Origin of the sequence: Bacillus sp. FSL K6-0255 (assembly GCF_045040725.1) — a bacterium.
GTDB classification, from domain to species: domain Bacteria; phylum Bacillota; class Bacilli; order Bacillales; family Bacillaceae; genus Bacillus; species Bacillus subtilis.
On the sequence record NZ_CP150278.1, the window covers coordinates 3,998,421 to 4,023,531 of the forward strand.

At 41.4% G+C, this 25,111-nt stretch carries 22 protein-coding genes; 6 read left to right on the plus strand and 16 right to left on the minus strand.

Going from position 1 to position 25,111, the window contains the following annotated elements; genetic code table 11:
- Window positions 1-123 precede the first annotated feature (123 nt).
- Complete coding sequence (locus MHB62_RS20760; RefSeq protein ID WP_032722782.1) at window positions 124-834, plus strand: GntR family transcriptional regulator; 711 nt, start codon at window positions 124-126, stop codon at window positions 832-834.
- A gap of 90 nt (window positions 835-924) precedes the next feature.
- On the opposite strand, the gene MHB62_RS20765 is transcribed toward MHB62_RS20760, so the two are convergent.
- Window positions 925-1,647 (minus strand): peptide ABC transporter permease, encoded by a 723-nt coding sequence (locus MHB62_RS20765; RefSeq protein WP_014478516.1) that lies wholly within the window; start codon window positions 1,645-1,647, stop codon window positions 925-927.
- A gap of 20 nt (window positions 1,648-1,667) precedes the next feature.
- Window positions 1,668-2,297, minus strand: a complete 630-nt coding sequence (locus MHB62_RS20770; RefSeq protein ID WP_032722784.1) for an ATP-binding cassette domain-containing protein — start codon at window positions 2,295-2,297, stop codon at window positions 1,668-1,670.
- 480 nt (window positions 2,298-2,777) lie between these two features.
- On the opposite strand from MHB62_RS20770, the gene fbp reads away from it, so the two are divergent.
- Window positions 2,778-4,703 carry a fructose-1,6-bisphosphatase gene (fbp, locus tag MHB62_RS20775; protein ID WP_032722785.1) on the plus strand — a complete coding sequence of 642 codons (1,926 nt, stop codon included), beginning with the start codon at window positions 2,778-2,780 and terminating at the stop codon, window positions 4,701-4,703.
- A 466-nt stretch (window positions 4,704-5,169) separates the two neighbouring features.
- Here the strand turns inward: fbp and avs4 are convergent, their stop codons facing one another.
- The 3 genes from avs4 to MHB62_RS20790 form a co-directional block, all read right to left on the minus strand.
- The gene (avs4, locus tag MHB62_RS20780) at window positions 5,170-9,870 is read right to left on the minus strand and encodes an AVAST type 4 anti-phage nuclease Avs4 (RefSeq protein WP_046664035.1); all 4,701 of its coding nucleotides are present in this window, start codon (window positions 9,868-9,870) and stop codon (window positions 5,170-5,172) included.
- Window positions 9,871-10,139: 269 nt separating this feature from the next.
- The gene (rlmH, locus tag MHB62_RS20785; RefSeq protein ID WP_003326142.1) at window positions 10,140-10,619 is read right to left on the minus strand and encodes a 23S rRNA (pseudouridine(1915)-N(3))-methyltransferase RlmH; all 480 of its coding nucleotides are present in this window, start codon (window positions 10,617-10,619) and stop codon (window positions 10,140-10,142) included.
- 80 nt (window positions 10,620-10,699) lie between these two features.
- On the minus strand, window positions 10,700-10,870 hold the full coding sequence (locus tag MHB62_RS20790; protein ID WP_003219122.1) for a CxxH/CxxC protein: 171 nt from the start codon (window positions 10,868-10,870) through the stop codon (window positions 10,700-10,702).
- Between the two features lie 184 nt (window positions 10,871-11,054).
- Between MHB62_RS20790 and MHB62_RS20795 the strand changes: the two genes are divergently transcribed.
- The gene (locus MHB62_RS20795) at window positions 11,055-11,468 is read left to right on the plus strand and encodes a hypothetical protein (RefSeq protein ID WP_017695771.1); all 414 of its coding nucleotides are present in this window, start codon (window positions 11,055-11,057) and stop codon (window positions 11,466-11,468) included.
- A 33-nt stretch (window positions 11,469-11,501) separates the two neighbouring features.
- Here the strand turns inward: MHB62_RS20795 and fdhA are convergent, their stop codons facing one another.
- The 6 genes from fdhA to MHB62_RS20825 all read right to left on the minus strand — a co-directional run bounded on the left by fdhA (window position 11,502) and on the right by MHB62_RS20825 (window position 15,853).
- Window positions 11,502-12,728, minus strand: a complete 1,227-nt coding sequence (gene fdhA, locus MHB62_RS20800; RefSeq protein WP_080287639.1) for a formaldehyde dehydrogenase, glutathione-independent — start codon at window positions 12,726-12,728, stop codon at window positions 11,502-11,504.
- Window positions 12,729-12,790: 62 nt separating this feature from the next.
- Window positions 12,791-12,961 carry a hypothetical protein gene (locus tag MHB62_RS20805; RefSeq protein WP_003244248.1) on the minus strand — a complete coding sequence of 57 codons (171 nt, stop codon included), beginning with the start codon at window positions 12,959-12,961 and terminating at the stop codon, window positions 12,791-12,793.
- 104 nt (window positions 12,962-13,065) lie between these two features.
- Window positions 13,066-13,314 (minus strand): DUF2651 family protein, encoded by a 249-nt coding sequence (locus tag MHB62_RS20810; RefSeq protein ID WP_003243630.1) that lies wholly within the window; start codon window positions 13,312-13,314, stop codon window positions 13,066-13,068.
- A gap of 15 nt (window positions 13,315-13,329) precedes the next feature.
- Window positions 13,330-14,493, minus strand: coding sequence for a hypothetical protein (locus MHB62_RS20815; protein WP_032722791.1), 1,164 nt, complete (start codon window positions 14,491-14,493; stop codon window positions 13,330-13,332).
- Between the two features lie 10 nt (window positions 14,494-14,503).
- Window positions 14,504-15,241, minus strand: a complete 738-nt coding sequence (locus MHB62_RS20820) for a YiiX/YebB-like N1pC/P60 family cysteine hydrolase (protein ID WP_015715046.1) — start codon at window positions 15,239-15,241, stop codon at window positions 14,504-14,506.
- 141 nt (window positions 15,242-15,382) lie between these two features.
- Window positions 15,383-15,853 carry an N-acetyltransferase gene (locus MHB62_RS20825; protein WP_019712622.1) on the minus strand — a complete coding sequence of 157 codons (471 nt, stop codon included), beginning with the start codon at window positions 15,851-15,853 and terminating at the stop codon, window positions 15,383-15,385.
- A gap of 110 nt (window positions 15,854-15,963) precedes the next feature.
- On the opposite strand from MHB62_RS20825, the gene rapG reads away from it, so the two are divergent.
- A complete protein-coding gene (rapG, locus tag MHB62_RS20830) occupies window positions 15,964-17,061 on the plus strand; it encodes a response regulator aspartate phosphatase RapG (protein ID WP_017695778.1) in 1,098 nt (365 codons plus the stop codon).
- Window positions 17,062-17,178, plus strand: a complete 117-nt coding sequence (locus MHB62_RS20835; protein WP_003226961.1) for a Phr family secreted Rap phosphatase inhibitor — start codon at window positions 17,062-17,064, stop codon at window positions 17,176-17,178.
- Between the two features lie 235 nt (window positions 17,179-17,413).
- Here the strand turns inward: MHB62_RS20835 and rocF are convergent, their stop codons facing one another.
- The 3 genes from rocF to rocD form a co-directional block, all read right to left on the minus strand.
- The gene (gene rocF, locus MHB62_RS20840) at window positions 17,414-18,304 is read right to left on the minus strand and encodes an arginase (RefSeq protein WP_003226959.1); all 891 of its coding nucleotides are present in this window, start codon (window positions 18,302-18,304) and stop codon (window positions 17,414-17,416) included.
- A 72-nt stretch (window positions 18,305-18,376) separates the two neighbouring features.
- Window positions 18,377-19,780 (minus strand): amino acid permease, encoded by a 1,404-nt coding sequence (locus MHB62_RS20845; RefSeq protein ID WP_014481465.1) that lies wholly within the window; start codon window positions 19,778-19,780, stop codon window positions 18,377-18,379.
- A gap of 223 nt (window positions 19,781-20,003) precedes the next feature.
- Window positions 20,004-21,209, minus strand: a complete 1,206-nt coding sequence (rocD, locus tag MHB62_RS20850; protein WP_019712623.1) for an ornithine aminotransferase — start codon at window positions 21,207-21,209, stop codon at window positions 20,004-20,006.
- A 240-nt stretch (window positions 21,210-21,449) separates the two neighbouring features.
- Here rocD and rocR point away from each other — a divergent pair, with 240 nt between their 5' ends.
- Window positions 21,450-22,835: an arginine utilization regulatory protein RocR gene (gene rocR / locus MHB62_RS20855; RefSeq protein WP_019712624.1), complete on the plus strand. Its 1,386-nt coding sequence runs from the start codon at window positions 21,450-21,452 to the stop codon at window positions 22,833-22,835.
- Here rocR and MHB62_RS20860 read toward each other — a convergent pair.
- Window positions 22,817-24,283 (minus strand): cell wall metabolism sensor histidine kinase WalK, encoded by a 1,467-nt coding sequence (locus MHB62_RS20860; RefSeq protein ID WP_032722793.1) that lies wholly within the window; start codon window positions 24,281-24,283, stop codon window positions 22,817-22,819. The two genes, rocR and MHB62_RS20860, sit on opposite strands and share 19 nt — an antisense overlap.
- Window positions 24,280-24,963 (minus strand): response regulator transcription factor, encoded by a 684-nt coding sequence (locus MHB62_RS20865; protein WP_024573086.1) that lies wholly within the window; start codon window positions 24,961-24,963, stop codon window positions 24,280-24,282. The genes MHB62_RS20860 and MHB62_RS20865 overlap by 4 nt, the downstream gene beginning before the upstream one ends.
- Window positions 24,964-25,111 lie beyond the last annotated feature (148 nt).

Here is a 25,111-nt window from a genome sequence, read left to right on the forward strand (position 1 = left end):
TTATAATTGTACCGGTATAATTTATCAATACCGAAACAAAATATTTACGGACTAACTATAATTGTAAGCGGTTTATGCTATAATTTTGACAAGTGAAATTAAACGAATAAATGAGGAATGCGTATGTTAAAATACCAGCAAATCGCAGCGGAAATTGAAACATATATAGAAGAACACCAGCTTCAGCAGGGAGACAAACTGCCAGTCCTGGAAACCCTCATGGCCCAGTTTGAAGTCAGCAAAAGCACAATCACAAAGTCCCTCGAGCTATTAGAGCAAAAAGGCGCGATCTTTCAAGTCAGAGGAAGCGGCATTTTCGTCAGAAAACATAAACGAAAAGGCTATATCAGCCTTCTGTCGAATCAGGGATTTAAAAAAGATCTCGAGGATTTCAACGTCACCTCAAAAGTCATCGAACTGGACGTGAGAAAGCCGACACCTGAAGCGGCGGAAAACCTGAACATCGAAATGGACGAGGACACCTACTATGTCAAAAGGGTCCGCTATATCAACGGCCAGACCCTTTGCTACGAAGAATCCTATTACAACAAATCCATCGTGACGTATTTAAACAACGAAATCGTTTCCCACTCCATCTTCCATTACATCCGGGAAGGACTGGGGTTGAAGATTGGTTTTTCTGATTTGTTTCTGCACGTGGACCAGCTTAATGAGGAGGAAGCGGAATATTTGGGATTAGAGGCTGGACTGCCGAAGCTGTATATAGAAAGTATTTTTCACCTGACAAATGGGCAGCCGTTTGATTACTCGAAGATTTCGTATAATTATAAGCAGTCGCAGTTTGTGGTGCAGGCTAATAGTTTTTTATTGTGAAATTCGGTATCTAATAGGATTTCTTTTAATAATTCTCCACCAAATATTATGTTCAAAAAAAGCTACTTCACAGTGAAGTAGCTTCCTTTATTAAATGCCCATTTTGATCCATCTAGTTTTAGAAAAGCGAAGGATAATCGCATTTATGATAATAATTGAAACTAAATACAAAATAATAAATAAAACATCATTACTCCCAAGTGTCATGTTATCAGATTGCAGCACTCTTTCTATTCGGGGATACATAGTGTTACCTGCCTCAAAAGGAGCAATGAAACCAAACGTTTTATTGCTTATAGCTACTAAGATAACAGAAGTCATCCAATAAACGATACTGACACCTATACTAATTAATATATTAGGACATAACATGCTTATAGTTCCGATAATTAGAATATACTGCAGTATAACTGCAGAAAATAAAAAAAGTAATAATGCAAAATGCGAAAAATCATGGTACATCAACGATATGATTAGCAGGCCTAGCGTTATAAATGCAAAACATTCCAAAAATAAAACAGCTATCTTTTTATAAAAGAAAGTATAGATGTTCTCTCCAATTAACTTGTAAAAGAGAATATTTTTGTTTGAATACTCTCTATTAATAAAGAAAGCTATAACAAATGAAAATAACATCAAACCAAACTGGGTCGCAACAGTATAGGAGCTAAAGAAAAACATTTCAGGTGTAACATTGCTGACTTTATCAATTCCAACAAGTAAAAAATAACCCAGCAAAAATAAAAATACAAACATTGCTCCTAAAATAATGATAACTTTGTTGCTAATACTCTTTTTAAACTCTAATTTCATCTCAAGCCCCCACTGTTTTATTACTCATTTATATACACTTCAATTAATTTATCCACTGAATGATATTGTTGAATTTCTTGGTGATTAAATATATAATAATCCCCTTCTATCGCCTTTAAATCAGACAAATCATGTGTAATGTTGATGATAATCTTCTCGGGGTTCTCCTGAATATACTTGTTTAAGAAGCCATGAATCTCTATAACCGTTTTTTTGTCTAATGAATTCGTTATTTCATCTAAAACAATAATATTTTTATCCTCTAATAAGAAACTGAGCAATTTTAATTTTTGCTTTTGTCCATCACTCAAATTTTTGATCAGAACTTTTCCATCAATATTATCCAGATTAAGTAAATGTGCGATTTTATCTATCATTTCTGCATCAAATTTTTTACTCAAAAAGTGTAATAAAAAGTCCTTAGAAACATCATTAGGTATATTCGAAGAGCTGGATATTAAAGAAACATTTTGACGAATATCTCTGCCGATTCTTTTGCTATTATTTAACAAAAAGTCTTTAGCAAGCTGTGATTTACCGACTCCATTTTTTCCAACAACGTGATTAATTTTCCCGCTCGAAAAATGCAAGTTGGTGTCCTGAAGTAACGTTTTGCCTTTCACTTTTAAAGTGTAATTCGCTATATTCATATACATACTCCTAGGAAATATTTGTATTTTCGAGGTGCCTCTTTCGTTTCCGGTTTGGAAATGTAAGAAATGTTTTTCGATGATTAATCTGGATATCTTTTACTCTAGTTTACAATATATAACACTCAATGTACAACAACGGCAGTTTCCTCAAGGCAATTCCTTACAAGATAACTGACAACAAGCTAAATAAATGGATCGTCAATACCATATCAATGCATATTGATAACAACAATAAGGAGGATACTGAACCTTTTAGCCTAAGCCCTTGACTAAATAACCTCCTCCGTAAATTCTGCTGAAAGGTTTTTCAGCTCTAGCTGCCTTAATCTTTCACTCGTTTCAATTGTCTATAAAAGCAGTTATGCGGTACTATCATATAAAGGTCCAATGATGAAAAACAATGACATACTTTTAAATGCACCTTATCATGCACATGATCATATATAGGGGTTTATTCTAAAAAGGGGATGGACGATTTTGGAAAGCAAGTACCTAGATCTACTCGCGCAAAAATACGATTGTGAAGAAAAAGTGGTAACAGAAATCATTAATTTGAAAGCGATATTGAACCTGCCAAAGGGCACCGAGCATTTTGTCAGTGATTTGCACGGGGAGTATCAGGCATTCCAGCACGTGCTGCGCAATGGTTCAGGACGAGTCAAAGAGAAGATACGCGACATTTTCAGCGGTGTCATTTACGATAGAGAAATCGATGAATTAGCAGCACTGGTCTATTATCCGGAAGACAAACTGAAGTTAATCAAACATGACTTTGATGCGAAAGCAGCATTAAACGAGTGGTATAAAGAAACGATTAACCGAATGATTAAGCTCGTTTCATATTGCTCCTCCAAGTATACCCGCTCCAAACTGCGCAAAGCACTGCCTACTCAGTTTGCTTATATTACGGAGGAGCTGCTATACAAAACAGAACAAGCAGGCAACAAGGAGCAATATTACTCCGAAATCATTGATCAGATCATTGAGCTTGGCCAAGCCGATAAGCTGATCACCGGCCTTGCTTACAGCGTTCAGCGGCTGGTGGTCGACCATCTGCATGTGGTCGGCGATATTTACGACCGCGGCCCGCAGCCGGATAGGATTATGGAAGAACTGATCAACTATCATTCTGTCGATATTCAGTGGGGAAATCACGATGTCCTTTGGATCGGAGCCTATGCCGGGTCCAAAGTGTGCTTGGCCAATATTATCCGCATCTGTGCCCGCTACGATAACTTGGATATTATTGAAGACGTGTACGGCATCAACCTGAGACCGCTGCTGAACCTGGCCGAAAAATATTACGATGATAATCCAGCGTTCCGTCCAAAAGCAGACGACAACAGGCCAGAGGATGAGATTAAGCAAATCACAAAAATCCATCAAGCGATTGCGATGATCCAATTCAAGCTTGAGAGTCCGATTATCAAGAGACGGCCGAACTTTAATATGGAAGAGCGGCTGTTATTAGAGAAAATAGATTATGACAAAAACGAAATCACGCTAAACGGAAAAACATATCAATTGGAAAACACCTGCTTTGCGACGATTAATCCGGAGCAGCCAGATCAGCTATTAGAAGAAGAAACAGAAGTCATAGACAAGCTGCTGTTCTCTGTCCAGCATTCCGAAAAGCTGGGCCGTCATATGAATTTTATGATGAAAAAAGGCAGCCTTTATTTAAAATATAACGGCAACCTGTTGATTCACGGCTGTATTCCTGTCGATGAAAACGGCAATATGGAAACGATGATGATTGAGGATAAACCGTATGCGGGCCGTGAGCTGCTCGATGTATTTGAACGATTCTTACGGGAAGCCTTTGCCCACCCGGAAGAAACCGATGACCTGGCGACAGATATGGCCTGGTATTTATGGACAGGCGAATACTCCTCTCTCTTCGGAAAACGGGCCATGACGACATTTGAGCGGTATTTCATTAAAGAGAAGGAAACGCATAAAGAAAAGAAAAACCCGTATTATTATTTACGCGAGGACGAGGCAACCTGCCGAAACATCCTGGCAGAATTCGGCCTCAATCCAGATCATGGCCATATCATCAACGGCCATACACCGGTAAAAGAAATCGAAGGAGAAGACCCAATCAAAGCAAACGGAAAAATGATCGTCATCGACGGCGGCTTCTCCAAAGCCTACCAATCCACAACAGGCATCGCCGGCTACACACTGCTATACAACTCCTACGGCATGCAGCTCGTCGCCCATAAACACTTCAACTCCAAGGCAGAAGTCCTAAGCACCGGAACCGACGTCTTAACGGTCAAACGATTAGTGGACAAAGAACTTGAGCGGAAGAAAGTGAAGGAAACGAATGTGGGTGAGGAACTTTTGCAGGAAGTAGCGATTTTGGAGAGTTTGCGGGAGTATCGGTATATGAAGTGAGGTATACGGGGTTCAGAGATTATTCTCTGGGCTCTTTTTTTGGTTTTCCATTATCTCATTTAGCACTGTAAATTACAATTTTCTGCAACGTTTTAATTCATAAATGCGTAAATAAAATGCCAATACAAATATAGAGTGTGCTATTTTGTATGAACAAAAAATGAAAAATGAAATGATTTGCTATCAAACAAACCCCCAAAAAGATTACCATGAAGTTTACTTATTAACATGAAAAAGAAGGGCATGGGAGCCGGAAATGATTTAAAGGGCAGAGGGCATTTCTTTTTTAAGAACACATGAACTAAATAATCACTATCAGTTAAATTTCTATTGATCTCCTCTAACTTTAGTAAAGTGAATTGCATTGTGCGCATCCAATTGATACAAAGAATTATAAATAAAAGGAGAGAGCCTGACAGTAAAAACCAAGCTCTTTCTAAAATTAATATTAAAATACCGAGAGTTATTATAGAACGTTCTCTCTTAGCATGTATCCAGCTACTGATCCTTTCTCCACTAAAAAGTTTAATATTACGAGAACTTCTTGTTTTAGTTTTGTTTCTCTTTTTATTCTTTCCCGATTCTTATAAATATAACTTTTTACCAAGTTTTCTAAATGATAAGTAGTATTCTCTTCTAATTTCGCTGCCCATATATTATTGTTTTCAATTAAGAGTTTGGAAATCCAAGTGATCCCATTATTCAGATACTTTTGCCCAACTCCATTTAGTAATTTTGCTATTGAATATAAAACAGATGGAGATTCCCCCATTCTTCTCGCAACCTTACTTAAAAATCTTTTATTATTATCTTTAAACGCATGCCATTCAGATACATCTTCATTCCATGGTATCGAAGCAAAGAGATAACTTTTAATGATTTTTTGATTATAATAACTTTCACCTTTTGACAACTGGGCGACTTTGTCATAAAACAAGTCCCATACTAGCCAAAAGTTATCATAAGTTCTTAGTATATCTTCTGCCAAGATGAATTCTTCAAATAAATCTGCCATAGGTTCATTGTTATTAAAGCTTTCAATAAACGGTTGTAGAAACAAAGAAACATCATCCCTATGTGATGTTAAAACAATCCTAGAGAATTTCCTTAAGAAATCATGGCTCACTTCGTAATCAACTATATCTTCTCTATCATTCGATAATAATTTTTCTGCAAAAGCAGTTATAATATGTTGAGTAATTATTTTATGAGATTCATCATAATTATTTAATGGAATTAATTGAAAAGCTGTTCTTAAGATACATAAGTTTATATTTTTTATATATTTTATTTCATCTAAAGTAATTGAATTTGTTATGACCCTCTCTATATCTTTTTCATACTCTCTTATGAATGTCTCGATTAACTCATTCTCATATAGCTTATATTTATTTTGCTTAGGGTGTTCTTGTCTCATACTCTCTCGCATTTCATCATATTTTGGCTTTAAGTATAGGAACCCAAGGAGTAGAGATTGTGCATCATCATAACTAATGTCCCACAAATTATTTAAGATTGTCTCAGCTGAGTAATCGGAAAATTTTTTATACATTCCTATTGAATGGGAATCGAACAAAGTTAATAACAGAATGCCTTTTATATATTCTTTTTCTTCAGGAAACTTCTCTAATATAAGGGGCAATACTGATATCGCCGCTTCAACACCATCCCATATCTGATACATATAATTCGGTCTGAAAGATGAAGATGCAAATGTTAAAATTAAATCTTTACAAAGTTCCTTTTCAGATTTTGAAAGTTCCTCAAAATAATCCCGTACTAAAACAGTGCAAACATGAGCAGGAATCGCCTTATTAGAAAGTTGAAATTCAACATCACTCTTTTTTAATTTTTCAAGAATTTGCTTAACTTCCTTCAACGCCTGTTTTGGATTCTCTTCATATTTAGTATACTCTTTGTACTTCTCATCATTTTTGACTTTATAGTCAGCCCACAGTTTTAATGAAAGGTATTTCATTGCTTCAGAACTCTCTTGGAGAGCTACTTCACTATACTCCTTTAAGCCAGGATCGACTTCTGGATTAAGATTTATCTGCAATCCTTCATCGACTTCTTCAAAAGTAGGATTCATTTTTCTCCTGTCCATTCGAGCAAGAAAAAGTCTCCATGTTTTAAAGTCTTCCCCAGAATCGTCTGTACTTTCCCTATAATACTGATCAAAAATAGCCCATATAGCCTTTTGCCTTTTTTCTGCTTCCTCATCAGTTACAGCTTCACCCTTAAATAATTGATACATTAGAGCGAGATTCTCAAGTGTTTTTTTTCTATGGCTGTCATTACACGATTTAATTCTCTCATCTTTATAAATTTTATTTTTAGGTATCAATCCAGCTCCAATCAAGTACTGACTTTTTGCATAGTGTTCAAGTATCATTCTCCTGCTGTCATAAAAAAAGAATTCTTTTGTTTGAAATAAAACCTTAGCAATATTAAAAGTTTTTTCGGGGTAGGCTAAAACTACACTTACCACTATTGCTGTCAATGAAGAAGAATTTGAGTTTTTGATTAAGTATAAAAGGTTACTTTCAAGTATTTTAGAGTCAGTATTTTTTGCTGTTTCAAGAAGGAACTTTTCTAACGCCATATGAATGGATTGAAAAACATTAGGTGAAACTTGAGTTCCCCTATATGTGTTCCAAAGTCTGGTACTTATATATTGTTTTACTACATGGGAGTCGGTAACAACTTCTACTTCTTTAACTTCAGATTTATCTAAATCTGAGTTTACATAGCATTCAACTGTTTTATTTATAAACCTTAGCAAGAAATCAACGGTTTCTTTAAGTGAATATTTAAGCAACCAATAAATAGGTGTTTGAAATGCACTTGGAGGGTAATAATCCCTCTGATTCTCATCAATACAGAAATCACCTTCGACGCCAACACTATAATGAAACGGATGACGTTTTTCCTGTGGATTGAACCAGTATAAATCTGCTAGGCTTAATACATAATTAGGAAGTGACTTAAGAATCTCCTGATTTTCGCCCACTTTCGATAAAATAGCATTTACTAAGTTATAATAAGGATCTCTATAATTCCTCCACTCATTTTTAATTATTTTATCAAAAATGGTAGTAAGTTCCTCCTTTATTTCGGCAGCTCCATATAAAATTGTTTGAATAAGTTTCTCCTCAATACCTTCTCCTCTTGAAAGGTAAATGTCTTCCTTAACGATTACTTGGTAATATTCTAAGGCAATTAAAGCTGATAACTTTGTCGTTTCGCCGCTTTTAAATTTATTATTCCATTCATTTATTATCGGCAATATAAAGTTAAGTTTTTCTACCTCAATTTTGTCTTTATTTTTGTAAATTAGTTTAATTATACTTTCCCATCCTTTTCCTTTTGGTTTGGTGAATATATACTGCATATAAGAGATAGAGTATTTATCTAATCCTACTCCTTTTAAATAATCTTCATCTACTTCTTTACATGCTATTCTTAATAAAAATGTTGCTCTATTTAATAGTTTTTGGTTATTCTCAAGTAACTTTTCCTCAAATAAATTAATAAAGTGATCCGAGTAAGACGACAGTAATACTGATACCAAAACTTCATCCTTCCAGAAATAGGGAATGTTTTCATCCTCAATGACTTCTTCTATAAAATTCTCAATGGAATCATCCTCGGTTAAGAGCTTATCAGACACCCATTTTCTGAAACTTCGCCGAATAGGCAGAGATTCCCCAATTTTCTTCAAGAATTCATGGTGATTTTCTTGCCTAATAAATTCAGATTCAATAATTTTTTCCAAAGCCCACTCTTCGTAAATATCATGGGTAATAAAGTATCCTGCTGTTTCATATCCCAAGATACCATCGTGCACTAAGGAATTAATTGTCGATTCATTACAATTAGGAGAAACAAAAAATTGACCTTCACTTGCTCTTTGAAATGCAATCTTCATAAAACATTGCTCTCTGGTTGGCTTTGATTTTTTTATTAACTTATTCCATAGTTTCTCTTTAAAGTTTTGATAATTAATAACTTCGTCATTATTATAAAACTTTAAATATTCGTTTAAATAAAATGGGTTTCTGAGTAACTCCAACAGCCTCGTATCGGTTGGTAAGTTAAAATTATTAACTTGAGAGCAGCCTATCAGTTCTTCCTCGCTCAGAGTTTCAATATAAAATTTGATGGGTTTAACTTGATATTGGTCAATAAATTGCATGTCCAAATCAGACAAGTAATTACTTCTCGCTGTAAATATAAATTTCCATTCATTTTTTATTAAAACAGAGACAAATTCTTTGAATGGGTCTGTGTTTTCTAAATCTAACAACTTTTCCGCCGAGTCAATTACGACTAACTTTTTCTCTTCCTCTTTGTGAGCTTCAATAAAACCCTGCAAACTATATCCGCCAAACAAATTATTTACATCATTTATTTCGAACTCACTTGCCTTAAAAATATAAAAAGGGGTATTTGTATTTTGATCTTCATATAGCCTTTTGATAACCGCTGTTTTTCCAATTCCACCTGCACCAGTTAACATCAATACTTGTTCTTTTTCGATTTCACTTATTATCCTTTCAAGAAGGGCGTTTCTATTTATTTCTATCTTTCTCCCATGGAAGTTTATGGATGTTTGTATATCCTTTAAGATAGACTCGGCATGGGTTTGTTTTTCCGATAAGAGTTGAACAATACTCTTTTCAAAACTAAAGAAATGTTGAATGATTAAACCATTTTTTATGGTAACAAAGGGTGACTCAAAGAAACTTGCAGTCCTCCATTCAATTTGGATATCAATCTCCTTAGCCTTACTTTCAATATCAACTTTTGCTTGGGGATCATTTTGTTCAGGATTTTCAGGATTATGACTTTGCCCCCATTCTTGATTTGTATAAAAAATAATTTTTGTTAAATCTGAATAGTCTCTTTTGCTTTTAATTAAGGTTTTAATTAGTTCGCCTTTATGATCCGACAAAGTTGTTTCATAAAATTTGGCTTGCCATCCTATAACTTCTTCATCTACATCAACTGGATTTGTCTCAATCCCAGATTGATTCTTATACCTAAAAATACCAAATTCTTTTCCGAACTCTTCGCAAAATAAAAGGTAACATAACCATTCAAAGTTATTCTGTGGGTTCTCACTAAATTTCGCTTTAAAGATATTCCAATCTGGTTTAATCATAAATACACTCCTTTCTTGTGTTATGAAACCTTCTCAACCTTTTATACAAATTAAACATTACACTTCATAAAAAAATCACTTATTTAAAGACTAACCCTATTCTGAAAAGATTTATGTAATCAAAGGTTCCTAATCATTTGATACTTTTATGGGTGATTACATTTTACTTATTAGGAACGAATGTCAACCTAATTTCTCAGCTAGAATTATGGAAATATAATTCCTAATTTAGAAATATTCTTTTTAACTTATTTGCTAAAAAACCTCATTCACTTATGATAAGGTTCCCCACGATTAATCCGAAAAGCCCGATAAATCTGCTCCACCAAAATCAACCGCATTAACTGATGAGGAAACGTCATTTTCGAGAACGACAGCTTGTCATCCGCTCGCTTCATCACTGCGTCGCTCAATCCGAGTGAGCCGCCGATGACGAAGGTGACTTTGCTTTTTCCATATGTAGCCAGCTTATCTATTGTATCGGCTAGTTCTTCGGATGTTTTCATTTTTCCTTCGATGGCGAGGGCGATGACGTGGGCGTCGGGGCTGATTTTTGATAGGATGCGGTCGCCTTCTTTGTCTTTTATGATTTTCATGTCCTGGTCGCTTAGGTTTTCCGGCGCTTTTTCGTCCGGGAGTTCGATGATGTCGATTTTTGCGTAGGCCGAAAGTCGTTTGGTGTATTCTTCAATGCCTTGCTTGAGGTATTTTTCTTTTAGTTTTCCGATTGTCACAATATTGATATTCACAGGTCATCCCCACTTTAAAAACAAGTTATTCATATATGTTGTCCACAATTGTGGATATCTTTTCTGTATTTTGTGTAAGATCATTCGTTCCCCACTATATATACTGCGGGGTCTCCACATAATTCACAGGCTGTGGATAAACTGTTAGTATGTTCGATTTTTCTGATTTCGGGCGGCAGCTCGTGGTCGTCTATGTACATATCCAGCACCGTTTCGATGTGTTCTTCACAGGAATAATACGCTTGTTTCATGTTCAAATCCTCCGATGTTTTCTTCCATTTTTACAAATGTTCTCTTCTCAATATAACCTATTTATTCACATGTTAGTAGTGCTTCGGGCTGAGTTTTATCCACAATTCGACAAACAAGCTGTTGATGACTCTATTTCGCTCGTGTGTTAGTTTGGATGTAACCGATGTGTGGGGAGGTCTGCATTTGCGCTTTAGATGGGTTTGGCTTTTTGTGATCATGTTGCTGCTTGCTGGGTGTCAGCCGTCTTATTGGGTGTTGGAGAAGGATCGAATCGGTGAAGGCAGTCCAGACTTAGAAATATACGCTAATTATCTCCAAATGCATGATGACGTGAAAGGATATCAAGTCTTCACCATTTTAGAAGGGAGAAAAATGGTTATTGTGTCTCTCGGAAGCAGCGAGAAAGATAAGAAGCTTGAAGTGTCAGACGTCAAATTCTCACCTAAAGAAACGATTGTAACTGTGAAACGAAAACCTGCTCCTACGGCAAATGAGAAAAACCCTTATATTTTGATTGGACTGGACAAAATCGAAGGGGACTTAATTGTCCAAGACGAAACAGGAAATCGCTTTGAAGAAACGGATTACCAGCAATAAAGCCGGCGTTCTGAGAACGTCCGGCTTTTTCTTTTACTTCAATGTCCCATGCGGGTCGATGACGAATTTTTTGGCTGCGCCTTTGTCGAAGTCGCTGTAGCCTTTTGGCGCGTCGTCCAGAGAAATGACGGTGGCGTTGACGGCTTTTGCGATTTGCGCTCTGCCGCTCAGAATCGCTTTCATCAAATTGCGATTGTATGTCATGGCGGGCGTTTGTCCGGTGACGAAGGTGTGGGCTTTGGCCCAGCCGAGTCCGAAGCGGATTTTTAATGAGCCTGTTTTGGCGTCCGCATCCTTTGCACCGGGATCTTCGGTCACGTATAAGCCTGGAATGCCAAGGCTGCCTCCGACCTGGGTGACGTCCATGATTGAGTTCAGCACGGCGGCTGGCGCTTCTCCTTGATTGCCGTGCCCAGATGCTTCAAAGCCGACACAGTCCACTGCAGCATCAACGGTTGGTTCACCTAGTATTTGTTCAATTTGCTCGCCGAGGCGGTCGTGTTTTTGTACGTTGACCGTTTCACAGCCGAAGCTTCTCGCCTGTGCCAGTCTGTCTTCGTTCAGATCGCCGACAATCACGGTGGAGGCGCCTAGGAGCTGAGCGGAGTGAGCGGCTGCTAAGCCGACAGGCCCCGCTCCCGCGATATAAACGGTTGAACCTGTTTGCACGCCCGCTGTGTAAGCTCCGTGGAAGCCGGTCGGGAATATGTCCGACAGCATGGTCAAATCGAGAATCTTTTCTAACGCCTGTTCTTTCTCAGGGAATACCAAAAGCTGAAAATCAGCGTATGGCACCATGACATATTCAGACTGGCCGCCGACCCAGCCGCCCATATCGACGTAGCCGTAAGCCGATCCCGGACGGTCCGGATTGACATTCAGGCACACATGCGTTTTCTGCGTTTTGCACATCACACAGCGTCCGCAGGCAATATTGAAAGGAACGGATACGATATCGCCCTTTTTGATAAATTCGACATCACGCCCCGTTTCAATGACTTCTCCGGTGATTTCATGTCCGAGCACCAAGCCTTCAGGCGCCGTTGTGCGGCCTCTGACCATATGCTGGTCGCTTCCGCAAATGTTGGTTGTAATGACTTTGAGAATAACCCCATGCTCACATTTTCGATTCACATTCGCCTTCGGGACGCCGGGCCCGTCCCTCAAGATTAACTCCGGATAACCGATATCCTCCACCGCTACAGTCCCTTTGCCTTTGTACACAACCGCTTTGTTTCCTGTCAACGCCATTCCTCCCATTCATGTGTTTGGACTCTCCGTCCTTGAACATGACTTCGGTTCGGCATGACTCTTTCCCTTTTTCACGACTGTTTTTTCTGTATTCTTACAACAACAAATATGCCAAGAAAGCATCCAATAATGGTTCCGCCGATGTCTAAGAAGTCGACTTTACATCCATTTAACAAGAACACAGTAATGGCCGAAACCAGGCAGATCATAACTGCCAGAAGAATAACCCGATTTGTCTGCATGTAATTCCTCCTTTGGATTCGTTTCTAAACCATACCCAAAATCCTCTGCAAACTTCGGTTCAACAAAAAAAGAGACTTCACACCAGTCTCTTCATAAACAGAGATCACTCAAAAAATTTCCTGAGAAATAATGTGGCAACACTCGTTACTAACGCAATTGCCGTATACATAACAACCCAAAATATGAATGAGCTATTCCCCGAAGCTAACGTAACTAACAATATCAAGCTCGTGATAAGAACGATGAGCGGTGCCACCCAAAATCTTTTAAATAAAAAATGACCCGCTATACCAAATACACCTGCGACGATCGGAAAACCAAAAACGATAAATAAAACGGCGATGGCTCCCATACTAACCTCCTTGCCTTAAAACCCCTTCATCACCTCAACATCATACAGCTTCAAATGACTCTTCGGCGTCACGACATCCTTTACCTTCCTAATCTCTTTTTCTTTCATTTTCTTTCCGGTTTTCAAACTGTACTGTTCAATGTAGGCAGGCTTGTTATACGTGTATGTGAAGAAATAGAGGCTGCTGCCTTTTTGGGTGATTTCTTTGAAATCGGCTTTCATTTTGTCCTGGGAAAGGGTGAAGGCGATGTTTGTTTTTCCTGTCTTGGCATCGATTTTGTGTACCTTTCCGAAGCCGTCAATGAAATACAGGTTCCCGTCATAAGGGAAAAAGCTGTTTTTAAAGCTGAAGGGCATGGAGCTGTATATCGTTTGTTCGTCGTTTTTGTATTCGGCGATGTCATGCAGCTCTACTTTGCCGCTTTTTTTGTTAATCTTGACCATTTGATAGAGATTGTGGGCTTTTTGGCCGCGAACCATGACATACACAGCTTGGTCGTCCACGGCAAGCTGGGATTCGACTGAGGCTCCTTCCCGGTACTGCCATTCCGTTATCGTGTGATAAGTGAGCTTCTTCTGATCCGCTTGAATCTGAAGGAGCTCATAGCCTTTTTCGTCAGCTGTCGGGACGAGTGCGTAAATGGCGCCGTCATGAAAACCGGAGGCTCGGATGTAGTAGGGGATGACGTCTTTTTTCCACTCTCCGTCCATTTGGCGGTACAGCTCTGAGCGGTATCCTTCTTTCTTTTTGTCGTAGCCGGAGTTGTATAAGGTGTAAAAGCCGTCCGTGTTTTGCAGAAAGCCTGCGCTGTCGCCTGTGTGCTGATAGGTTCTTTTATGGGAGCGCAGACCGTTTTTGATCGTATAAATTTTGTTTTTGTCCTCCAGCATCACACTGTCGCCGTGAACCTCGGCTGAGCCCAGCTCAAGGCCCTTCATCTTAAAGGAAGACAGCGTCCCGTCCTGGCTGATAAACAGGGCGTAGCTTTTCCCGCCGCCAAATGCATCTTGATCTGCAGAGGATGAAAAATACAGCAGGACTTCTTTGTCATCCAGGAAATCGGGGTTTCTGAGATCCTGCTGACTTACGGTTTTATGGCTTTTGAGAGGAGAAATGAAGACAAATAGTGCGATTCCTGCGAGAATCAGCATGGCGATGGTAATCATCCACTTTTTCATAGCCTTCTCCTTAGTAAATGGTCATGATAGTTGTCGTATACGAAGAACTTGTGATGTCGCGCGGATACACGCCTAAGCCTCCGTTGCTGTCTATATCAATCCCTGCTTTTAGCAAAAAGGCAGACCATAGGAGCTTTGAACAGTTTTTGGCGCCGTCATGGCCGGTATTTCTGTTATTGACGAAGTTAAATGAGTATGGGTCGCCGACTTTTGATACCGCCCAGTCGGCAGCAGCTGTTTTTTGAGATGAGGATACGCTGACGGTTTGCACAATGGAGTTGTCTTCCACGTCTCTGGCATTATAAGCGATCTGCCTGACGCCGTCGCCCGGGACAGATTCAACAATTTTGTCAGCAGCGGAGTACATGCCGACGTGGCCATGATTGTAGTAGGCTGTGTAGGAGTTCGTGTAATAGATATTGCCTTTCGCGCTTGTCGGGAGTTTTTTCGTGCCGGACGACCCGCCCATGATAGACATGCCGCTTTCCTTGGCGAGCCGGTCTCCTTCTGCTTTATCAGCCGTGATTTCCTTATAGAACTGTTTTAGGATAACGTCCTGCTTTACGTGCTGCTGTTTGGCAATCTGGCTGGCAGATTTCATGATTTCTTCCGGTGTCGTGCCTGGCTGCAGTGCGGCAATTTCTTCAGCATAATTTGTGGTCTTTACGGCTTTGGCGGGAGAAACAAACAGGCCGCCACACATTGTAAGCGCTACCAAAAACATCGACACTCGTTTCTTCAACTTCATTACATCTCCTCTTTTCTTGTGAGTGTAGGAAAGGTAATTTCCTCACCCACATTATATTAGGAAAATAAGGAAAGTAACTAGGTTATTTACAGAATTTTTAGAAATCATTTACAGAAAAAGGCCTTTATCAGGCCCTTTTCGTTAAAGCTTCTTGCTCATCACTACGTCTGTTTCTTGAAATCCGGTTTGCTCATATAGCTTTCGCGCCGTCTGATTATGGGCAAAGACATGAAGGGACAGCTTGCGGATTCCCATGCTGCGTGCCGTTTGATCTAATGCCGCCAATGCTTGCTTTGCGTAGCCCTTTCCCCGATACGGTTCATATAACCCGAAATCATAAATAAACGCTTCCTGCTGCGGATGCTCCGGTTCAGCATGTATCCAGAGCCAGCCAACGGTATCCTTTTCATTCAGCTTGAGGCTCCACAAATGGTGATGGGGTGTTTCCAGCCCTCTCGGAAGCAGATCAGTAAACGCCTGCTTAGACAAAAGCTGTGCATCTTCAGGCAGCCATGTTCCCGCTTTTACCTTTTCTTCCGCGTAATGCTTTGTTGTGTATGTGAGATAAGACCGAAATTCTTCTGTCTGCATAGGGCTCAGCATAATTGTCATATCATCTCTCCTTCATATATTGACTAGAGGATTTTACATAAAATAGAAAGAGGTGTTACTATCAGAATAAGCAACTGAGATTGATAAGTCACTAGAGAAAGGAGTTTCACATGAATAAGATCGCACCCGCAGAAATCGCTAGCATGCTCAACGATTGGTACCTTGCCATCAAGAAACATGAAGTTGAAGAATCCTCCCGTTTATTTGAAGAAGTGAAGCCTTTATTGGATGACATGGAAGAGGATCAGGAGGTGCTTGCCTACTTCTCCTTATTGGAACTGCGCCACAAGGTTTTGCTTCACGAGGCGAGAGGACAGGGCTTTCAGCATGAGGAGCCTTCTCATATGAATGCTACGTCTGACATGCTGAAATATTACTTTTTTCTGTTTGAAGGCATGTATGAGGCCTATAAAAATAATTATGACATTGCCATTGGGCTGTATAAAGATGCAGAGCAGTATCTCGACAACATTCCCGATCCGATTGAGAAAGCTGAATTTCACCTGAAGGTCGGAAAGCTCTATTATAAGCTGGGACAAAATATTGTGTCCCTCAATCATACACGGCAAGCGGTCAAAACGTTCAGGGAAGAAACTGATTATAAAAAGAAGCTGGCTTCAGCCCTGATTACCATGTCAGGCAATTTTACAGAGATGAGCCAGTTTGAAGAAGCTGAGGCTTATTTGGACGAAGCAATTCGGATCACGAGTGAATTAGAGGATCATTTTTTTGAAGCCCAGCTTTTGCATAACTTCGGCCTTCTTCATGCGCAAAGCGGCAAATCAGAAGAAGCGGTTTCGAAATTAGAGGAGGCTCTACGGAACGATGAGTATGCCCGCTCCGCCTATTATTATCATTCTGCCTACTTGCTGATACGAGAGCTGTTTAAGATCAAAAAGAAAGAACAGGCCTTATCTTATTACCAAGACGTGAAGGAAAAATTGACTGCTGAGCCGAATAGAATATGTGAGGCAAAAATAGACATTTTATATGCCATTTATGCAGAAGGGGGTCATGCGGAAACGTTTCACTTATGCAAACAACATATGGATGACTTGTTGTCCGAGAAAGAGTATGACAGTGTAAGAGAACTTTCCATTTTGGCTGGCGAACGGTATAGGGAACTTGAGCTTTACAAAGAAGCTGCCCACTTTTTTTATGAAGCATTACAGATTGAAGAACTGATTAAACGAACGGAGGTTATATAAATGAAAAGATTTCTGATTGGCGCAGGCGTCGCAGCGGTGATTTTATCAGGTTGGTTTATTGCAGACCATCAAACCCATTCACAGGAAATGAAAGTCGCTGAGAAAATGATTGGATAAATGAAAAACCCCCGCGGGTGCGGGGGTTCAATTTAACGAAAGAATCCTAAAACGGTTTGTAGTTTTAGGATTCTTTCATCTTTTCAGCGTGATTGAAAACCCTTGAAGTCTAGGAAGAACGAGCATTAGAGCGCAGCGAATGTTTGGAATTCGTGAGCACCGAAGCGCAGGCCTGACAACGAATGCGAGGGTTTGTCGACACGCTGAACCCCCCGCGGGTGCGGGGGTTTTCTTATTACAGGAGCTTCTTCCCTAGCAGAGATTCTACGAGCTCTACTGCTGTTTTACCTGTTTTGTTTTTGTGATCAAGGATCGGGTTTACCTCAACGAATTCGGCTGAGGTAATGATGCCTGCGTCATACAGCATTTCCATAGCAAGATGGCTCTCCCGGTAGCTGATGCCGCCGACGACAGGGGTTCCGACACCCGGTGCGTCGTTCGGATCAAGTCCGTCCAGATCAAGGCTCAGATGGACGCCATCACATGCTGATAAATAATCAAGGGTTTCTTCAATGACCTTTGTCATGCCAAGACGGTCGATTTCGTGCATTGTGTACACCTTCATGCCGCTTTCCTTAATGTACTTGCGCTCCCCTTCATCAAGTGACCGGGCGCCAATGATGACGACGTTTTCCGGTTTGATTTTAGGCGCGTAGCCTTCAAGGTTAACCAGTGACTCGTGGCCAATGCCGAGGCTGACCGCGAGCGGCATGCCGTGAATATTGCCCGATGGTGAAGTTTCAAGTGTATTCAAATCGCCGTGCGCGTCATACCAGATGACGCCGAGATTATCGTAATGCTTCGCTGTGCCTGCAAGCGTGCCGATCGCAATACTGTGGTCACCGCCCAGGACAAGCGGGAATTTTTTCTCTTCAATGACTTTGTTGACCTTTTGCGCGAGTTTTTCATTTCCCGCCAAAACGGAATTCAGATTTTTCAGTTCCTCGTCATTTTTGATTTTTTCGCGGTTGATCGGAATGTCACCGAGATCTTCAACCGTATACCCCATGTCTGACAGCCTCTCGATCAGATGAGCGTACCGGATGGCACTCGGGCCCATATCTACTCCGCGTCGTGCTTGTCCTAAATCCATTGGCATTCCAATAACCGAAATCGTTTTATCCATCTGTGATTCCACCTCAACATTTAAGATAATGTCCTATGCGGGTTCTAACAAAGATGACTTACGGACAACATTTTAAAGCTCTAGCTGACGATTCGCCTGCTGGCGTTTTTTAATGACAACATGATAAATGATGTAGCAAATGACCATAAATGGTACGCCGCAATACAGCGCGATACGCTGCTCCGGATCAAATGCAAGACTGATGAGCACGACCGTATTTAATGTTAGGCCGATCAGCGGAAGCACCGGGTACAGCGGTGTTTTAAATTTCAAATCTTCTATCTTCCCGCCTTCGCGGATATATTTGCGTCTAAACATGATTTGGGAAAGCGAGATCGTAATCCAGCCGACCTGCGCGCTCATACCCGCCAAAGATAACAGTACCATATATACAGTTTCAGCCTGCGCAAACTTTGTCAGAAGTGATAGGCAGGCCACAGCCATCGTTACGATTAACGAGTACATCGGTACACCGCGCTGATTTGTTTTTCCGAGCGCTTTGAAGGCCTGTCCTTCATTCGCCATCGCGTACAGAATACGTGTCGATGCGTATAAACCTGAATTCGCAACAGATAACAGCGCGATTAAAATAACAAAGTTCATGATATCAGCTGCATATGGGATTCCGATTTGCTCAAATACGGCAACAAATGGACTTTCCACGACACCCGCCTGTTTCCACGGAATCATGCCGGCAATGACAATGATTGAAAGCACAAAGAAGACAAGCGTTCTCCATACTGTCTGTTTGATTGACCGTGGAATCGTTTTTTCAGGGTCTTCACTTTCTCCGGCTGCAACCCCGATCAGCTCAGTCCCCTGAAACGCAAAGTTCACGGTAATCATCGTAATCAGCATTGCCTTTATGCCGTTCGGAAATAACCCGTCTTCATAAAAATGTGTCAAAAACGGCGCCTGCTCTCCGCCCTTCAGATCAATCAGGCCAAACATGGCAGCTCCGCCGAGAATAATAAATAAAAGGATAATCAAAATTTTAATGCCTGAGAACCAGAATTCAGATTCCGCAAAGGCTTTTGTGGTGATCGCATTTAAAATAAACATCAGTGCCGCAAAGACCAGACACCAGATCCACACGTCTATATGCGGAAACCAGCGTTGCATCAGCTGCCCCGCTGATAAAAATTCAATGGCGCATGTAACCGCCCAGCCGAGCCAGTACAGCCAGCCGAACGCAAACCCGAAAGCCGGGCTGATAAATTTCGTGGCATAGGTCTGGAAGGACCCCGACACAGGAAAGGCGACTGCCAGCTCTCCTAAGCAGAGCATGGTCAAAAACATGATAAAGCCGCCCACTAAATAGGACAGAACCGCGCCGAGCGGTCCCGCCTGGTTAATGGTAAACCCGGTTCCAAGGAAGAAACCGGTTCCGATCACTCCGCCCAATGAAATCATGAACAAATGGCGTGATTTCATTGTCCGCTGGAGCTGATTTCCGTTATCTTGGTTTGTATTCACATTCTGCACCCCTTCAGCAACTTGTATTGGATCTAAGCTGGAACATCTACATGGTGCGTATCCCAGTTTGCTGTCCAAAGAGTCTCTATCTATTTAATATAAAATTCACTTCTTCTCATAAAGATACATTATACTAAAATACTGTAGCTGAGCAAATAGGGAGTGCTGATTTTTCTGTTGTAAATTTATACAAACGAAGTGAATATCCCGCCATGGTGCGGATTTATGCGTTTTTCAGCACGTGCTTAATTTTCTCTATCGCCCAATCCAAATCCTCTTTGGAAATGATTAATGGCGGTGCAAAACGAATGACTGTATCATGCGTTTCCTTGCATAAAAGCCCTTCTTCCTTCAAACGCTCACAATACGGACGTGCGGCTTCTGTCAATTCCACACCGATAAACAGCCCTCTGCCGCGGACTTCTTTAATGACAGGGCTGTCAATGCTCTCAAGCTCGCTTTTAAAGTATTCGCCAAGCTCAAGAGAACGATCCGCCAGTTTTTCATCCTCCAGCACTTCTAATGAAGCGATAGACACTGCACATGCAAGCGGGTTTCCGCCAAATGTGGAGCCGTGTGAGCCAGGGTTAAACACGCCTAGGATCTCCCGGTCCGCCGCAATGCATGAGATCGGGAACACACCGCCGCCAAGCGCTTTGCCCAAAATATACATATCAGGAACAATGCCGTCCCAGTCACAGGCAAACGTCTTGCCTGTACGTCCGAGACCCGTCTGAATTTCATCCGCAATAAACAAGACATTCTCTTCCTTACAAATCGCCGCCGCTTCCTGTAAAAATCCTTCAGGCGGAATCACAATGCCCGCTTCGCCTTGAATCGGTTCAAACAAGAATGCCGCTGTATTCGGCGTAATGGCCTGTCGAAGCGCTTCCACATCGCCGTAAGGAATGAGTTTGATTCCTGGAAGCATCGGGCCGAATCCTCGTTTATATTCCTCTTCAGAAGAAAGAGATACCGCCAGCATCGTGCGGCCGTGGAAGTTCCCGACACATGCGATAATTTCCGCTTGATTGTCTGCTACGCCCTTCACTTCATACGCCCAGCGTCTCGCCGCTTTCACCGCAGATTCAACCGCTTCGGCTCCTGTATTCATCGGAAGAATCATCTCTTTGCCTGTCAGTTTAGCTGTTTTTTCGTAAAACGGCCCAAGCTGATCGTTATGAAACGCGCGTGACGTGAGGGTGATTTTATCAGCCTGATCCTTTAATGCCTGAATGATTTTCGGGTGTCTGTGCCCCTGGTTTACCGCAGAGTAAGCACTCAGCATATCCATATATTCATTGCCTTCCGGGTCCTTTACCCAAGCACCCAGCGCTTCAGAAATAACAATCGGGAGCGGATGATAATTGTTGGCTCCGTAATGAGACGTCTGATCAATAATTTCTTTGGATTTAGATAAAGCTGGCATATTTGAATTCCCCCTTGTTTTCTGTTTCAACATGTTATCCTGCTTTCCCTTTATATAAATGCAAGTTCTGTGCCAAATCAAGAATTCGTGTGTTTTCTACAATTTTCGAGGACAAGGTGCAAAAACATTCTGATATTTCGAGCAAAAAATTCAGTGAGTGCAAAATTCTTTTGCATATCCTCTCCGTTTTTTTATAAAATAGAAGCAATATTAAGAAAATAATTGAGGGAGGTTCATACAGTGGTCAAAGACAGCGAATTCCTCACATTGGTTTTTCAGAGTATTTTAGATGAAATCGATGTTGGCCTGCACGTGGTAGACGAGCATGGAAACACAATCGTTTATAACAATAAAATGATGCAGATTGAAGATATGGAGAAGCATGACGTCTTGAATAAAAACCTGATGGATGTGTTTATGTTTTCAAAGCAGCAGGACAGCACACTGGTACAGGCTCTTCAGGAAGGCAAGACGATTAAAAACGTCAAACAGAGCTATTTCAATAATAAAGGCCAGGAAATTACGACGATCAATCATACATATCCCATCGTCCAAGACGGCAAAATCAGAGGCGCCGTTGAAATTGCCAAGGATGTGACAAAGCTTGAACGGCTGATCAGGGAGAATATGAACAAAAAAGGCAGCACAACCTATACGTTTGACAGTATTCTCGGCACCAGTCCGGCCATTCAAGACGTCATCGAAAACGCCAAGCGGGCAACCCGTACGTCATCATCTGTGCTTCTCGCAGGCGAAACCGGCACGGGAAAAGAACTGTTCGCGCAAAGTATCCATAATGGAAGCAATCGTTCTGGCTGCCCGTTTATTTCGCAAAACTGTGCGGCACTGCCAGACAGCCTTGTGGAAAGCATTTTGTTTGGGACGAAAAAAGGCGCGTTTACCGGCGCTGTCGACCAGCCCGGCCTGTTTGAACAAGCCCACGGCGGGACGCTGCTGTTAGATGAAATCAACTCGCTGAATCTCAGCCTTCAGGCAAAGCTGCTGCGCGCCCTTCAAGAACGGAAAATCAGGCGCATCGGTTCTACAAAGGATACACCGATTGACGTACGTATTATTGCCACGATGAATGAAGATCCAATTGATGCGATTGCAGGCGAACGAATGCGGAAGGACTTGTATTACAGGCTGAGTGTCGTCACACTGATCATCCCGCCGCTTCGGGAACGAAAAGAAGACATTTTGCTTCTCGCGTCGGAGTTCATCCAGAAAAACAACCATCTGTTCCAAATGAATGTTGAACACATCAGCGATGACGTGAAACAATTTTTCCTTTCTTATGACTGGCCGGGAAATATTCGCGAGCTTGAGCATATGATCGAAGGCGCAATGAATTTCATGACGGACGAGCACACGATTACGGCTTCCCATCTGCCCTATCAATACCGAATGAAAATCAAGCCGGCTGACATCCCAGAGCCGGAAACACCAAGACACCAGCCAGCCGCGGACTTAAAAGAAAAAATGGAAAGCTTCGAAAAATATGTGATAGAGAACGTGTTAAGAAAACACGGCCATAATATCTCGAAAGCTGCTCAGGAGCTTGGCATCAGCAGACAAAGCCTCCAATATCGGCTGAAGAAATTTTCTCACTCGTCTAACGAATAATCCGGGGCAGGAAGCCTAATCAGAAAAACAGTGCCTCTGCCTATTTCACTTTTCACGTCAATCGACCCATTGTGGCTGTCGATAATCGATTTCGTTATGGCAAGACCCAATCCCGACCCTCCATATTTCCGGGAGCGGGATGGGTCTGCCCTGTAAAACCGGTCAAATAAATGCGGCAAATGTTCCGGCGCGATGCCTGTGCCGTTGTCCGCTATCATCAACCTCACGCCGTCACTGCCTCTTTGCAGAGAGATGGTGATGGCACCGGTTTTCTCATTTGTATACTGCACCGCGTTATAAACCAAATTCAAAATGACCTGTTTCATCTTATCTCTGTCAAACACCGCTTCAGCATCATCCTCAAGCCACAGCTGCAGTCTTCTTTCTTTTGCAAGCAGACTGAGCTGCGGCTCCATCTCCCTTATGAGCGCATCGAGATTTCCTCTCTTCATTTCAAAGCTCGGCACCCGATCAATTTTTGCTAAAAACAACAGATCCTCTATCAGCCGAGTGGCTCTCTTCGACTCTTCATACATACTATTCAGCGCCCTATCTCTCTGCTCCGGCTGAAGCGCGGCGCCACGCAGCAGCACTTCGATAAAACCGTGTATGGACGTTAAAGGCGTTCTCAATTCATGTGAAGCGTCTGATACAAATTGCCGGATGCGCTCCTTCGCTTCTTTTTCTGCTTTAAATGACGTTTCAATCCGCTCCAGCATGCGATTAAACGAAATGGCAAGCGTATCGATTTCCATTTGTTTTCGATATACAGGAAGCCTTTTATTCAAATTTCCTGCATTGATTTCTCCCATCATATGTACCATTTGTGATAACGGTTTAAGCGTATGTCTGACCACAGGCAAGAACGTGAAAAGCCCGAGCAGGAGCGCAACCAGCGAGAGCGTGGAATAAATGCTGATTTGCCGGAGCAGTACGTCCTTCAGTGGTTCTGTTAAAGTACTCATTTGGATCACGCCTGCTTCTTTTCCATCAATAGTAATAGCCTGAAACACAATCAGCACTTCCTCGCCGGATTCATTTTTCGTGATTTTGTAATGCAAGGCCATCGTATCTTTTAATGCCTCATCATATACACTTTTTTTCACTGTTGGCGGTGCTCCCGCATATGGATCGGTCGACAATACCGTACTGTCTTTTGTTTTCTTATCGATAAAAACAATGGTCACGCCCGGATAGATAAAGGCGGGACGGACAGCACCATCTGACTTTTCCGAGCTGTCGGGATGGCTTTTGTATGTTTTAATATTATTCCAGATGGTTGGCTCCGTTGAGTTGATATAACTTTGAATGCTGACAGCTCGGTTTTCATATAAGAGGCGTTTTCCAAACACATATTGCATAGCGCCGACAAACACCAATAGAAGAACGAGAATGCATAATGAGCGGAATAAAAGCTGAAAGCGCAGTGTTTTGAATCGTTTTTTCATTCAATATCCACCCGATAGCCCGCACCCCGAACCGTTCGGATCACTTCATGCTTTTTGTCATTCAATTTTTCCCGCAAGGAACGAATGTACACTTCAACAATATTCTCTTCTCCATAAAAATCATACCCCCATACTTTATCCAGAATCCTTGCTTTACTGAGCACAAGGCCGTGATTCAGCACCAAAAACTTTAAAAGCTCGTATTCTGTTGCTGAAAGCTTGAGCACCTCTTCCTGATAGCGGATTTCTCTGCGCCGATCATCAATTCGAAACGGACCGAGCGCGAATTCTTCAAACAAGTTGGGAAAGTGATCCCGAATTCTCGCATAGATTCGCGCCAGCAGCTCTTCAAAGCTGAAGGGTTTGATCATATAATCATCAGCGCCCTCTGTCAGCGCTTTTACCCGAACCCCCACCTCATCCTTGGCCGTAAGCATAATAACGGCGGTATGGCCGGTTTTTTTCATCATCCTCGATACTTCCAGTCCATCCATTCCGGGCATCATCACATCCAAGATGGCCACATGCGGCTGAAATGTCTTTACGGTGTTCATCGCTGTCATTCCGTCAGCTGCTGTCTTCACTTCAAAGCCTTCATTTTCAAGACCCATTGTCAAAAAATCTAATATCGCCGGTTCATCGTCCACGAGCAAAATCTTGATGCCTTTCATCCTATTCATGCTGTGCTCTCTCCTTAGTTGGCATAAACCTCTGATTAGTTTTTTCCCTTCCCCTCCTATTATTCGTTTTTAACTGAAAACAAACTGAATCTTCCCTAAAAATCAGCTGAATTCAGCAAGTTTTCAGCCAGCCCTCATTTGATTTTCA

Coding starts and splice junctions, on each gene's coding strand:
- MHB62_RS20865 (WP_024573086.1), bottom strand. CDS start 24,963: ATGAATAGGATGAAAGGCATCAAGATTTTGCTCGTGGACGATGAACCG.
- avs4 (WP_046664035.1), bottom strand. CDS start 9,870: ATGATTAAACCAGATTGGAATATCTTTAAAGCGAAATTTAGTGAGAAC.
- rocF (WP_003226959.1), bottom strand. CDS start 18,304: ATGGATAAAACGATTTCGGTTATTGGAATGCCAATGGATTTAGGACAA.
- MHB62_RS20770 (WP_032722784.1), bottom strand. CDS start 2,297: ATGAATATAGCGAATTACACTTTAAAAGTGAAAGGCAAAACGTTACTT.
- MHB62_RS20815 (WP_032722791.1), bottom strand. CDS start 14,493: ATGAAAAAGTGGATGATTACCATCGCCATGCTGATTCTCGCAGGAATC.
- MHB62_RS20820 (WP_015715046.1), bottom strand. CDS start 15,241: ATGAAGTTGAAGAAACGAGTGTCGATGTTTTTGGTAGCGCTTACAATG.
- MHB62_RS20790 (WP_003219122.1), bottom strand. CDS start 10,870: ATGAAACAAGCGTATTATTCCTGTGAAGAACACATCGAAACGGTGCTG.
- MHB62_RS20765 (WP_014478516.1), bottom strand. CDS start 1,647: ATGAAATTAGAGTTTAAAAAGAGTATTAGCAACAAAGTTATCATTATT.
- rapG (WP_017695778.1), top strand. CDS start 15,964: ATGAATAAGATCGCACCCGCAGAAATCGCTAGCATGCTCAACGATTGG.
- MHB62_RS20825 (WP_019712622.1), bottom strand. CDS start 15,853: ATGACAATTATGCTGAGCCCTATGCAGACAGAAGAATTTCGGTCTTAT.
- MHB62_RS20835 (WP_003226961.1), top strand. CDS start 17,062: ATGAAAAGATTTCTGATTGGCGCAGGCGTCGCAGCGGTGATTTTATCA.
- rocD (WP_019712623.1), bottom strand. CDS start 21,209: ATGCCAGCTTTATCTAAATCCAAAGAAATTATTGATCAGACGTCTCAT.
- MHB62_RS20810 (WP_003243630.1), bottom strand. CDS start 13,314: ATGGGAGCCATCGCCGTTTTATTTATCGTTTTTGGTTTTCCGATCGTC.
- MHB62_RS20760 (WP_032722782.1), top strand. CDS start 124: ATGTTAAAATACCAGCAAATCGCAGCGGAAATTGAAACATATATAGAA.
- MHB62_RS20860 (WP_032722793.1), bottom strand. CDS start 24,283: ATGAAAAAACGATTCAAAACACTGCGCTTTCAGCTTTTATTCCGCTCA.
- fdhA (WP_080287639.1), bottom strand. CDS start 12,728: ATGGGAGGAATGGCGTTGACAGGAAACAAAGCGGTTGTGTACAAAGGC.
- MHB62_RS20805 (WP_003244248.1), bottom strand. CDS start 12,961: ATGCAGACAAATCGGGTTATTCTTCTGGCAGTTATGATCTGCCTGGTT.